Source organism: Flavobacterium crocinum (genome assembly GCF_003122385.1).
GTDB lineage: Bacteria > Bacteroidota > Bacteroidia > Flavobacteriales > Flavobacteriaceae > Flavobacterium > Flavobacterium crocinum.
In genome coordinates this window covers 2,815,065-2,827,689 of the sequence record NZ_CP029255.1, presented here as the reverse complement: position 1 = coordinate 2,827,689, position 12,625 = coordinate 2,815,065, and the positions used below count along the sequence as shown (strand labels likewise).

Genomic DNA, 12,625 nt, shown 5'->3' with positions numbered 1-12,625 from the left:
AATAAGATCTTTTTCGTTTGCCTAAAAAGGATGCCGCTGCTATCAGGGCTAGGTGTTTTGTTTTTTATGATATGGTTTACGGTTTTCCGTAATGAATTTGAATTTAAAGAGTTTAGCTTTATCAAAAAAATTATAAAAATCAGGTGTTTTTACCTACTAATTAATTTTAAATAAAGACGATGTTTGTTTAATTTTTGTTACTAATAAAGTTTTACAATTTAATTACAATTCAAAAAATATTTATATGAAAAACGGTCCCATCTACATAATATCAAAATTTTTAATAGAAAACTTAAAATATATTTCAATTGTAGAATTTTTAAAATTCATAGCCGTCTATTCTTTTTTTCGTAATAGCAATAACGATAAAAAATCGACAGTTGAAAGATATGTCGTGGATTTTTTTATTTTATTAAAGTGGCTCTTAATTTTGTATGCAATGAAGATTGGATTAACGAATATTTACTTTACTATATTTACTTGGTATTTAATTTTTACAAATCTATATACCTACTTTTATCATCATATTTGGGACAAGCAAGCTATGAACACCGAATCTTTTCTTATAGACAGAGTAAGACGCAGATTTATAACATTAATTTTATCAATAGGTTTTTCTAATCTTTGCTTTGCTTACTTATTTCGTTTCCCATATAATAGCGAGTTTACATGGCTTCAGAATAAATCTAGCAGTATAGACGCCATGTGGTTTAGTTGCGCTAATTCATTAACAGCAGAATATCCAAACGTAACACCTCACACAACAACAAGTTACCACATAACAATAATACAGTTAATAATTAGTTTTGTGTTTTTAACTTTAATTCTAGGCAAAACAGTTCCACAAACAACCTCTCCAAATTAGGCGATAAGATTCTAATTTTATTCTATAAAAAATGCAAATAAAAATTTTTTTTTCTTGGCAACTTAGCACCGAAGCAAAATATAATAAAGATTTCATATTAACATGCTTACACGAAGCTGTCAATGAATTAGAACACAGAGAAAACCTAAAAAGTATAAATTATATAATTCAAGAAGGCACTAGAGGACTATCTGGATCCCCATCTATTCCAAATAAAATAATGGATGAAAGAATTCCGAATTGCGATATTTTTATTGCAGATTTATCAATTGTCAATCATACCTCATGCTTTATTAAGTTTTTAAAAAAAACATTTGAAAATCAAAAATATAAACCAGCCCACAATGATAATGTTTTGATAGAATATGGAATAGCATATGATGCTGTTGGCCCAGAAAGAATAATTGGAATTCTTAATTCATTTTATGGATCACCCAGCAAAGACAATTCAAATGTTACATTTGATATCAGACATTTAAGATTCCCTATAGAATATACTTACAATAAAAAAAGTAAAAACAGTGATGATATAAAAAGTCAGCTGGTAAAAACAATTGTTAGCAAAATTGAAGAAACAACTTTATATATACTAAAAAATCAGAAAGAAAAATATAGACCTTTTAAAAACTGGAATGATTGGAATTTAGAATTTGATTCCTCTCAAAGATTTCATCAAAATGATTATATAAATAAATTAAAAACTATAATAGTTAATTCTATTAAACAAAAAAAAGAAACTATCAGATTAATAGGCCTTTCTGGTCTTGGCAAAACAAGAATTTTATTCGAAATGTTTAGACCTGTGGAGGAAAATCACGAAAGTTTGATATTATCAAGTCGAGTACTATATTATGATTTTAAAGAGAAATCCTCATTAGATTTAACACAATATGTCATCAACCTTCAAAGTAATAATGAAGATAAGATAATTATATTAGATAATTGTGAGATATCTAATCATAGAATTTTATTAAACCTTCTAAAGAAATCAAATAATAATCTTTTTTTAATAACAATTGACTCAAACCCTGAAGAATTAGAATCAGGCAAACACTCAAGTATAAATTATTTACATCTTCAACAAGAAAATCTAACAGATGTAGTTACTGAAATAATTGAAGAGGACTTTTCATATTTATCCAAAGATAATACTGAAAAAATAAAAGAGTTTTCCCAAGGAATACCTTTAATGGTTAAACTTTTAACAGATAGTGATAGAGAAGGAAATCCTATCACAGGAAAATTAGATGACAAGGAATTATTAGACCGGTTATTGGGAGAAAAGGGAAATGATTCTGAGAATAGAAATATTTTACGGTCATGTTCATTATTTAATCATATAGGCTTCGAAGATGAAGTTAGAAAAGAGCTAGAGTACATTGCAAAAAACAAAGATTTAACAAGTGTTGATATTCAAGACAATAGTGTTCTTATTACTAAATTTACTGAAACTTGCAACCACTTTTTGAAAAGAGAAATCTTTGAAAGAAGAGGAAGATATATTAGTATGAGACCATTCCCTTTCGCTATGCAATTAGCAACAGAATGGCTTGAAACTTGCAGTCCTCAAAAAATGTCGGACATTATAACATATCTTTCTAGCATTGAAGAAGATGAACATAAAAAAAGTATATCTGATTCATTTGCAAAACGTATGAAATATCTAAATTTCAATACAAAAGCAGTAGAAATTACAGACAAATTGGTTAGTGAATTTGGCCCTTTTTATAATGCGAAAGTTTTAAATACAGAACTGGGTTCACGCCTCTTTCGCTCATTTGTTGAAGTGAATCCAGTAGCGACTTCCAACACCCTTTGGAATATTTTTAGTGAAATGCAAAGAAGCGAATTACTAAAAATTGAAGAAGGTAGAAGAAATTTAGTTTGGTCTTTAGGAAAATTATGTTTCGACAAAAGAACTTTTAAGCAAAGTACAAAAACTCTATTTCTATTCGCTTTGGCTGAAAACGAAAGTTGGTCAAACAATTCAACAGGAGAATTTATCCATTTGTTTAAGATTTTATTACCCGGTACTTCAGCAAATTTGAAAGATCGATTTTATGTACTTAAGTGGGCATTTGATTTTGAGGATAAAAATTCTAAAAAAATAGCATTCGCTGCTATTAAATCTGCTTTAGACTCATCTCATTTTTCAAGAATAATGGGCGCAGAGGAACAAGGTAAAATCAAATTAAAAGATTATGAACCTTCTAACCAAGAAATATATATCTATTGGCAAGAAATATTGGATTTAATAATTGAGCCAATACATAATAACGATTGGATTTCTGAAAAATGTATCTCTATAATTTTAGAATCATCACGTTCATTAGTGAGATTCGGATGTTTCAACATATTAAAAAGGTATTTAGAAACAATTTTTGAAATAAAAAAATGGGATTTTGATCAAGGACTTTTAGCTCTAAAACAAATAAGAAAATACGACATACAATATTTAATTAATGATGATTTAGATAAAATCAATTTTTACATAACCAAGCTTTCCAAAAACGATTTTAAAAGTAGATTTATTAATGCTCATAATCACTTCTATCTTGATATAGATTTTAGAAGTGACTCATTTAATAAATACATAGAATACTTTGAGAATTTAGCTAATGAATTTTTAAAAAACAATTATTCTTGGAATGTTTACTTACCTGTTTTTTACTCATCCAAACCAGATTATACATTTTATTTTGGTCGGAAGCTCTTTGAATTATTAGAATCAAATCAAAAGATTGAATTCGTTGATTTATCACTTGATTCCTTAGAAAAAACTGTTAGTGAACAACGAAATTACTCATTATTCGAAGGTTTTATAAGCGGCAATAGTATAGCAGAAAAAAGAACAATTTATGAAAAAATCTTTCAAAATTATTCTCTGCAAAAGTCATTATTTTACTTTATAAGCCATGACTCAGATGGGCATAATTATTTTGATTATTTATTAAATTTAATTGATCATGACGAGCAGATGATTTATGAATTATATAAATATACATACAATCAAGCACTTTCAACTGCCCCCATTGAAGTAAAGTTAAAATTTTACAAAAATCTTCTGGTAAAAAATAAAAAATCGTATTCATTTATTATCGAATCAATCTTTAGCAATGTATACAACTCCGAAAACCCAGAGCCTGAATTATTGAATTATTCAAAAAAACTTATTATTGAATTTGGAACGGAATTAAACTTTAGTGACTATAAAATTTCCCAATTATTAATAAAAATATTAGATATTGAAAATCAACCTGATTTAGCACGATTTATAAATGCAACTATAATTAGTAGCATCTCTTGGGAAAGAAGTTATCATTTAGACAATGAAGTACAAAAAATATATAACGTTCTTATAGTAAAATATTTCGATTTTATTTGGAATGATTTGAGCAAGAGTTTAATTGCAACCGATGAAAATTATAATAAATTCTATGGATTAAAACATATATTAGGGTCTTACATAGGTGGAGTCGGCAGAAAAACTGGTTTATTGTTCAGCGGAAAAATAGATGTCATTTTTGATTGGGCAGAAGAAAAAAGAAACATAGCCCCAGAAAGATTAGCTCAATTAATACCCATTTACGCTGATAACAATACTAACTATAATACCTTAAACCCATTAGCAATCAAATTACTGGATAATTTTGGAGATATTGAAGAAGTAATTAGAAGTTTTAGTGCAAATATGGGGTCGTACTCATGGACTGGTTCAATAATTCCACTTTTAGAAGCAAAAAAAGAAATTTTTAAATTTTTATCCAATCATAAATTTGAAACTGTTCGATCTTGGGCTAATGCAAGATTAAATTATATTGATAAGGAAATAGAAAACGAAAAAAATAGAGAAGACGAAATGTACTTATGATTTTAACATACTGTTTTTCATTTTCCTCCGCTGGTGCGAGCGTCCCATTCGTGAATGAAAGCTAAATCAATCTAAAAAACTTTGCTAGCAAGAGAGAAATGTTCGTGCTAACAAAGAAACATTTGCACTTGGCTCAATTTATGTTAATTTTTTTTTATCGTACTATATAAGATATAAATTATAAAAAATATTAATTATGAAAATTAAATCCTTTTTTATCAAAAACTTAGATTCGATAAAAGAACTAATAGTAAAAAGAATTGCCTAATGAATTCGATTCGCATGAATTCATCAGACACTTTTCGAAAAAATTTGAAAATGATTATGTCATTTTTTTAAACAGCTACGAAGATAATTCATTTAGAAATGTTCATTTGCAAATTGGAAAATGTCTCACCACACTAGCTGAAGATTTAAAAACTCAAAAAAAAATCAAAAAAGTTGAAAGCAACAACATTTTTGGAAATGAAATTGAAAATGCAGGATGGACTAAAGTAAATTAAGCCCCTGTTTTTTTATCAAAAAAAGAAAAAGCGCAAACGTCTTAACATTTACGCTTTTTCTTTTTTCACAAATCCCCCTCCATATAAACCTTATGCAAATCATCCAGCAATTCCATTTCTTCTTCAGGTAAAAGTTGCAGAGCGATTTCAAGTAAAGTCATTACGTTGATATTTTGGTCTTTTGTAAAACCGGAAAAACTTTTGGCTTCAGGATTAATTAAAATAATACTGGCTTTAAGCAAATCTGAAACCATCATGTTTAATTCGTTATACGAAGATACTTTTAGCGGTATCGTAAACGAATCGTCTTTTTTATGCTGTGGTTTTAGTTTGGTAAAATAGTTTGATTTCGTTATTAATTCTAGTAATGCTTCCCCTTTTTCTTCATTTTGCACTTCCATTTTATATAAGATTTAATTTACAATTCAAAACAAATATATAAAAAATCGGTTGAAAACAATCGATTTTTTATAATCCTGCTAAAACAATCTATTACTTGTAATTTCATTTCTATGAAAAAAGAAAGAAAAACCGAGTTACCAGAAGTTGTGAAAGAACTGGGAATAAAGATTAAAGAGGAGATTAATAGTAATAAATTAAAACCAAGAGAAGTTGCTAATGATGCTGAAATGGATGTAGAAAATCTAAGAAAATACATTAAAGGCTCACAGGAAATGAGAATTGGAACTTTATTTAAAATTGCAAAAGCTTTAAAAATTCATCCAAGTGAATTAATTAAGGATTTGTAAATCGTTACGTTGAAACATTCTTTATTTAATGGAAATACATTCAAAATTTCGAACATTATTTTTGATTAAAATAAACATACTTTTCTTGATCTTTGATCTGTTTTGCCTGTCTTATTTTTTTGATAGTTTTCGTACGGAGGATTTTAAAGTAACTATAGTATCGGTTATCTGTTTAGCATTGAGTATCTTTTTTCACATTAATCAACTTAGCCTGATTAATGAAATTACGATTACAGAAAAAGGAATAAAAAGAACAACTTTAGCTTCGTCAAAAGTAGATTTCATCCCTTTTTCTTCCATTACAAAAGTTCAAACAAAACGTATTCAGGGATCTTATACTAAAGCCGGACAAATTACTACGGGTTATTTTGAAAGTACAGTGTATCTTGAAAATGGAGAAGAATTATTAATCAGCCCTGATCATTTTGAAAATTATCCAGAACTTATTGTAGCCATTAGAGATAATGTACAGGATATAGTCTGAAACTTTGTTTAAAAATTGTATACCCCTGCCCTCCTCGCTTACACGAATGGCGCACTCTAGGAGATTTTTTTTGATAAAAGATAGAATTGGCAAATTATTTGAGTTCAAAAAAGCTAGACGAAATATCTTATTTTAAATAACTAAATCTATCTAAAATGAATAAACTACTTAAGCTAAACCTTATTGGCGTAATTTTATTTCTTACTTCTTGTACTACCATGTCTCCACTTCAAGTACACAATTCGCTTCCTACTTTAACAAAATCAAAATACATAACGCAATCAGAAATAGAGACAAGTAATTGCAAATATTTAACAAAAGGCAGAAGTTTTGTCGCTCCTATCGGAATGACAGCTAAAAACGATTTGACAAATGCTGCCAAAGGAATAGATGAATGGGTTCAAATTGATGGAGGAAATGCTTATATTTTAAAAAGCTTTAATTGGGTTAATATTGATAAAGATACAAATCAGCTTCATGTAGATTTTGATACTTTACTTTGTGAATAAAATTACACAAGTTTTAAAAGTAAATCCCGATAGCGCAGATTTGCAATCCGTGCCCGCAACAATAGAACACGATACGAATCATTAAAACAAAAGCTACATATTTCTATGTAGCTTTTGGCTTTTATATTACTTCGATTTAGGAAGTGTTCTTATAAAATCCCTCTAACTCAAACAGTCCAACTAAAAGCAAAAAAACTAGAAGATTCCAGAAAAATTTGTAAGAATACGTTTTGTTTCTATCTTTAGTCTTTAGAAAATCCAAAAGACATGAATACACCCAACAGAATTTATTTTTTAGGAAATCCATATCCAAACGGTCACGCTTTAGAAGAATTTGAATGGAGCGGCAGAATCGAAGAAGACGAATCTATTTGGTTTGATTTTCATTTAAAAACAGAAAATTATTACGCTGAAGATGACACAAACCTAAATGACGAAGAGGATGAAGATGCTGAAAGCGACTGGGATGCTAAAGGAGTCTGGGAAAATTTTCATCGCTGTACCATGTCTTCGACTTTTTGGGGCGATAATGGAATTAAAATCAATACCAAATCTGAAAAAGTCTCTTTTAATGATCTTATAAAAGAAGCTTTACTCGCAGACACTTTCCCGCTAGACGACGATTATGATTATGATGATGTTGCTTTCGGGATTTATTTATTAGGACACGACAGCTGTGCCAATCATCGTATTCAAATTACTCCTACAACTCCAAACCGTTTTGATATTGACTGGTCCGGAAAAATTGCTTTGACTTATGTTGGCAACTACGAATTTAAATATGATTTTAAACTGCATCTTGAAAACGTAGAATTTGATGGTTTTTATTATCCTAAAACCTGGTCGGTAGAAAAAGCCGGCGGGTTCTTTAAAACCCGTTTCGCAGATTTTGAAGATTATGAATTTGTAGATCTTAATCCGAAAAGTAATAAACGGGAATATAAGTTTAAGAAGAAGTAAATAGAAACTAAAAACATTTCATTAAAACTTACTTCTGCTATAATAATTAAAAAACTAAACCATGGAAAACTTCGACTGGACTTCTTTCACCAAAAAAATAGCTGTTAAAGCTAAAATAAGTGACATTTATAATGCCTGGACAACTGCGAATGAACTCGAAAAATGGTTTCTGGAAAAGGTTTCTTTTTTTGATGTGAATAAACAACCAATTGTTAAAAACCAAAATGTTTCTGAAAATTGTTCTTATGAATGGCTTTGGTATTTGTATGATGATGCCATGAAAGGAAAAATCATTTCTGCCAACGGAAAAGATTTTTTGCAATTTACGTTTGAAGGGAATTGCTTGGTAGATATAAAATTGAGTGAAAAAGAAGATTATACCATAGTCGAACTTCGTCATCATAATATTCCAACAGACGATAACTCCAAAAAGTACATCAGACTGGGTTGTTCCAATGGCTGGCATTTTTATTTGATCAATCTGAAATCGGTTTACGAAGGCGGACTGGATTTAAGAAATAAAGATGAGAATTTGAATCCTATGATTAATAATTAAACAAAATGATATCACAAATCGGTATTCAAGAATTCAGAGCAAGACTGAAAGCAAATACTAAAATAGGCAATCCAAAAATTAGCGGAACACCTCTTCATGCATTTAATATGATTGGAGAAAAAAACAAATTATTTTATGGAACATTCGGTGAAAATAATTTTAAAATAACTTCAAATGCAATATTGTTTCCTCTACCCTATATTTTAAAAGGGAAGATTAAATCTAAAAATCTAAACCAAACCGAAATCTCATACGAAATAATTCCTATTCAATTTGGATATTACTGGATTCGGTATTTTCCTTTTATCGCATTTCTTCTATTCAATATTATATTTATTATCGAAAAACCACCTTTATCAGTTTGGATTATATTCAATTTGTTTATAGTATTTATTGGTGCGATTTCTAATTTAAGAATGTATTATAAGAGGAAAAATTTCGAGATAAAATTTATAAAACTATTTGAAATATCAAATGGAGAATAGTCCCTTAAAAAAAACATCCCAAAAAAGTAAAACCTTTCCGGGATGTTTTTATTTATTCCAAAGCGGAAAACGTTATTAATTCTCCGCCTCTACATTTAAAATTTCCAGTTTCAAATTACCCTTTTTAGCGGGCCATTCTACAACATCGCCTACTTTGTAACCAATCATTGCAATACCTTCATCTGAGAGAACAGAAATTTTGTTTTTGCTTACTTTTACTTTTTCGGGACCAACCAAAAGAATTGTTTTTTCTTCATCTTTGATATGGTCTTTATACGTTACTTTTCGGTTTACTGAAACTATATCTTCAGGCAGATTTCTTCTTAACACCTGAGTGGCGTGTTTTAGCTGATTCAATAAAAGTTCTTCTTCGTGTGGCGTTACTTTTTTTCTTCTTACATGATCCTTAATTAAATCGTATGTTCCTGTTGTTAAAATAATACTTTGTGACATGACTTTTTGGTTTGCTTCCCTTTCCATCTCATTTTGATATACAACTCATCACTGAATATCCCGCAGTCCTTTCTGATTCAGTGATACCTAATCCTGAATGAAAAGTGGAGGTTAAAATTAAAACGAACTGTCTGTAATGAAAATTCCCTGTCCAGAGTTATGACAGGGCTAAAGGAATAAAGTCTTTCGAACTTTTTAAGAAAGCATCATCATGTAAATACAATAAGGTGTACATTAAGCACATCAAACAGCTGTTTATTAAATAAAAATTGGCGGTTTCCATTATTGCAATAATCTTAGCCTGCAAGATACATTTTATTTCTTACAAAAATAAAAACCCCGAATAGTTTCGGAATTTTGGTTTTATTTATTTCATTACTTTTTTTAAAAGTCTGTAAAAAAAGTAAAGTATAAATCCAAAAAGTATCAAAAAAAATAACTGCCATAACAACAGCCATACTTCAAAACCTTGAATTAGTTTTTCCATGAATTTAATTTTTAACGAAAATAGTAAAAGAATATTCAAAAAGAAAAACCTCACAAAATATTTCCAGTCAATTTGAGTTATTAATTAAAGTTTTGGGAATACGGTTTCCCGTAAGGAATTCTGTTTCAAACCAATTAATTTTGAGAAAGCTCCTAAACAGGCCAGAAAACACTCAAAAAAAACAAAACCAATGAAACTAATTTTAACCACTTTACTTTTAATTTTCAATTTCCTGGCATCATCTGCTCAATCTAGTTCATTTGCAGGCGATTATACACGTTCCCTTTCTGAAAAAGGAAAACATGAAATTGAATACAAACTGACTCTAAATCCCGATGGAACATTTGAATTTCACTCCTATTCCAAAATGCAGGGCGGAGTTCCTCCTGAAGTCAACAAATACGGAAAAGGAAAATGGAGCGCAAAAGATAATGTGATTACTTTTTCTGTTGATAAAAAAGAAGATCTGAACGAAAAGTATACTCTAGATTTCAATAATTCGGCTGCAAGATTTGTTACTAAAAATCCGAGAGATAAAAGCGATAAAATAGTTCAGACAAAACTTAAGTTTTTAGAATCGGGAATTTTCTGGATGAAAGGAATTGATGTTTTTAAAGTTTAAACAGTCCTTTCGCAAAGCAGAATGAAACGAAAAAAACATCCTTTTTTCAGGAAAAACAAAGCCATGAAATACTTTTTGCTGGTTCATCTGGTAATTAGTTTAATTTTTGTTATTTCACAATTTGTTCACGGTTGCATAGAAGGAAATCCATTAAAAAGCATTGCTGAGCCCTTTGAAAACCTGAAAGCGCTATACAATCCTGAAAAGTATCTACAAAATGATTTATTTGTAATAGATACCGTTTTTACAGAACAGGAAAAATCTTCCGGAACTTCTGCATCCCGATGTACTTATACTACTATTAAGGGACATTTAAAAGACTCTAAAACTCAAAAACAAATAGCCTGTCAGAATGATTATTTAACTAATGCCTACCATACTAAATATGCTTTAGCCGATAATACTATTTCGCTTGTTTATCATAAAAAAAACAAAACCATAAAAGTATTGAAGAACAGACTGAACGATGAAATTTTCCTCAATAATGAAAAGTTATTGCAGAGTGAAAGAAACAATGCCATCATTGGTTTGTATTTTCAGATTTCTCTTATTCTGTTAATCATACAATTACTAATTCTAAAAAAAGAATCCAAAACAGAATAAACTCCCCTCATCTACCCGCCTGATCTGATAAGTTATTTAAACAAAGTATGTGAAATTTTGTCTTGTAAATTACTATTCATGAAAAAAATTATTTTTATAATTTTTCTATCAATTGTATTCACCTCCTGTTTTGGTTTATATGATTACGGAAGTGATGCTATTGTAGATGATTACGAAACGCTGTGGATTGATCTGTACGAATCCCGATCTTTAAAGAAAGGAGAAACTCTGGTTCCTGCTTATGTTTTTGCAGTAGGCTATGATTCAAAATATATTTATTCAAAACAGCATCCGCTTGTGGGAAACTCTACAAAAGAGATAAATCGAAATATAATCAATTATTACATTATCGAAAGAACAGAAAGTGGTTTTCAGGACAAACCTGTTTTTGGTCCGTTCAATAAAACTGATTTCGAAAAAAAATGCCGTGAACTTGCCATCATAAAACCGGAATTTAAACTTACTTTTCCAACCAAATGGTATTTTGATTAACTGCATTTTTTGAAATTACACTGTAACGCATTCCATATTTTTTTCTTCCATTATACGCAAATCAATTATTTTTTGAGCTACAGATCCTCTTTCAAATAAGCGAATAAATTTAAAAATAGTGCTAACATAATAACCTGGATTTGAAACCAGACGAGCGATTTCTGTAATTCTGGCATCCCTTTCCAGTATACAACTGTTGATTTGGTTTTCCGGAAGCAGAACGAATTCATTGGCAAATTTCCAGGCACCGTTTCTGGCCGTTTCCATACTAAAATCAATAAAGAAATTATCGGCCTTACCTGTTAACTTTAGTAAAAAAGTAAGAGTTGGCCATATTTTAATTAAACATTTCTCTACACCTGCCACTAAACTACTGAGTATGGTATTTATTTTATCAAAATCGGATTTTAAATCTCCTATATTTTCTGCTGTACTGACTTCTGCAGCCGCTATTCCTAAATCCAGATTGATGTGCGCATTCATTCCAAGCAACAAATGCTGAATTACAATAGGCCAGAATTTTTCTGCCTGTTCAAAAGAAAATGCCCAGCATTCAGAAGGCTTTTCATTGGCTTTGTATTGATAATAGGCTTTGATGTAACGATTGGCAAAAATAACGTCCAGTTTTTCCATTCGTTCGCCATTTTGAAAAGAATCATCGGAGATTCCCTGCTTTATTCTTACCGTAACTTCACGGTATAACATTGCAAATAAACCCATTGGACTTTGCTCCAATTTTGATGTTTCAATGATTTCATCCATTATCTGAATAACCTCATTTATCGTAGATGCTTGTCTTACACTCATCGCAATCGTTTTTGGTTAAACGAATATAATTATTTTAATGTTTTAAAATTCAATATTTTGAAGCAATTATCTTATGTTTTTTTGTTGCTCTATAAATTAAAACTAAACAACTCCTTAGAAACCTAATTTTACTAAGAAATGAAAAAACTTAGCATCTTAGTGCCTTAAAATCTTAGCAA

The 12,625-nt window shown here is 29.6% G+C and carries 15 protein-coding genes; 12 read left to right on the top strand and 3 right to left on the bottom strand.

Features of this window, described 5'->3' with window-relative positions:
* Window positions 1–244: 244 nt before the first annotated feature.
* The 3 genes from HYN56_RS12655 (at window position 245) to HYN56_RS12645 (ending at window position 5,239) form a co-directional block, all read left to right on the top strand.
* Window positions 245–865 carry a hypothetical protein gene (locus HYN56_RS12655; RefSeq protein ID WP_109192506.1) on the top strand — a complete coding sequence of 207 codons (621 nt, stop codon included), beginning with the start codon at window positions 245–247 and terminating at the stop codon, window positions 863–865.
* A gap of 31 nt (window positions 866–896) precedes the next feature.
* The gene (locus HYN56_RS12650) at window positions 897–4,736 is read left to right on the top strand and encodes a hypothetical protein (RefSeq protein ID WP_109192505.1); all 3,840 of its coding nucleotides are present in this window, start codon (window positions 897–899) and stop codon (window positions 4,734–4,736) included.
* A gap of 260 nt (window positions 4,737–4,996) precedes the next feature.
* On the top strand, window positions 4,997–5,239 hold the full coding sequence (locus tag HYN56_RS12645; protein ID WP_109192504.1) for a hypothetical protein: 243 nt from the start codon (window positions 4,997–4,999) through the stop codon (window positions 5,237–5,239).
* 65 nt (window positions 5,240–5,304) lie between these two features.
* Here HYN56_RS12645 and HYN56_RS12640 read toward each other — a convergent pair whose 3' ends face one another.
* Entirely contained in the window at window positions 5,305–5,640 is a 336-nt protein-coding gene (locus tag HYN56_RS12640; protein WP_109192503.1) for a hypothetical protein, read from the bottom strand.
* 111 nt (window positions 5,641–5,751) lie between these two features.
* Here HYN56_RS12640 and HYN56_RS12635 point away from each other — a divergent pair, with 111 nt between their 5' ends.
* The 6 genes from HYN56_RS12635 (at window position 5,752) to HYN56_RS12610 (ending at window position 8,982) form a co-directional block, all read left to right on the top strand.
* Window positions 5,752–5,988 (top strand): helix-turn-helix domain-containing protein, encoded by a 237-nt coding sequence (locus tag HYN56_RS12635; RefSeq protein WP_109192502.1) that lies wholly within the window; start codon window positions 5,752–5,754, stop codon window positions 5,986–5,988.
* A gap of 178 nt (window positions 5,989–6,166) precedes the next feature.
* On the top strand, window positions 6,167–6,472 hold the full coding sequence (locus tag HYN56_RS12630; protein WP_146194592.1) for a hypothetical protein: 306 nt from the start codon (window positions 6,167–6,169) through the stop codon (window positions 6,470–6,472).
* Between the two features lie 155 nt (window positions 6,473–6,627).
* On the top strand, window positions 6,628–6,981 hold the full coding sequence (locus HYN56_RS12625) for a hypothetical protein (RefSeq protein ID WP_109192500.1): 354 nt from the start codon (window positions 6,628–6,630) through the stop codon (window positions 6,979–6,981).
* A gap of 267 nt (window positions 6,982–7,248) precedes the next feature.
* Window positions 7,249–7,941 carry a hypothetical protein gene (locus HYN56_RS12620; protein WP_109192499.1) on the top strand — a complete coding sequence of 231 codons (693 nt, stop codon included), beginning with the start codon at window positions 7,249–7,251 and terminating at the stop codon, window positions 7,939–7,941.
* A gap of 61 nt (window positions 7,942–8,002) precedes the next feature.
* Window positions 8,003–8,497 (top strand): SRPBCC family protein, encoded by a 495-nt coding sequence (locus tag HYN56_RS12615; RefSeq protein WP_109192498.1) that lies wholly within the window; start codon window positions 8,003–8,005, stop codon window positions 8,495–8,497.
* A 5-nt stretch (window positions 8,498–8,502) separates the two neighbouring features.
* Window positions 8,503–8,982, top strand: coding sequence for a hypothetical protein (locus HYN56_RS12610; RefSeq protein WP_109192497.1), 480 nt, complete (start codon window positions 8,503–8,505; stop codon window positions 8,980–8,982).
* Between the two features lie 75 nt (window positions 8,983–9,057).
* Here the strand turns inward: HYN56_RS12610 and HYN56_RS12605 are convergent, their stop codons facing one another.
* Complete coding sequence (locus HYN56_RS12605; protein ID WP_109194792.1) at window positions 9,058–9,435, bottom strand: GreA/GreB family elongation factor; 378 nt, start codon at window positions 9,433–9,435, stop codon at window positions 9,058–9,060.
* 677 nt (window positions 9,436–10,112) lie between these two features.
* Between HYN56_RS12605 and HYN56_RS12600 the strand changes: the two genes are divergently transcribed.
* The 3 genes from HYN56_RS12600 (at window position 10,113) to HYN56_RS12590 (ending at window position 11,639) form a co-directional block, all read left to right on the top strand.
* Window positions 10,113–10,544: a copper resistance protein NlpE N-terminal domain-containing protein gene (locus HYN56_RS12600; protein ID WP_109192496.1), complete on the top strand. Its 432-nt coding sequence runs from the start codon at window positions 10,113–10,115 to the stop codon at window positions 10,542–10,544.
* 63 nt (window positions 10,545–10,607) lie between these two features.
* Window positions 10,608–11,147, top strand: coding sequence for a hypothetical protein (locus HYN56_RS12595; protein ID WP_205727657.1), 540 nt, complete (start codon window positions 10,608–10,610; stop codon window positions 11,145–11,147).
* Window positions 11,148–11,225: 78 nt separating this feature from the next.
* Complete coding sequence (locus HYN56_RS12590) at window positions 11,226–11,639, top strand: DUF3997 domain-containing protein (protein ID WP_109192494.1); 414 nt, start codon at window positions 11,226–11,228, stop codon at window positions 11,637–11,639.
* 15 nt (window positions 11,640–11,654) lie between these two features.
* On the opposite strand, the gene HYN56_RS12585 is transcribed toward HYN56_RS12590, so the two are convergent.
* Entirely contained in the window at window positions 11,655–12,446 is a 792-nt protein-coding gene (locus HYN56_RS12585; protein ID WP_109192493.1) for a DUF5995 family protein, read from the bottom strand.
* Window positions 12,447–12,625 lie beyond the last annotated feature (179 nt).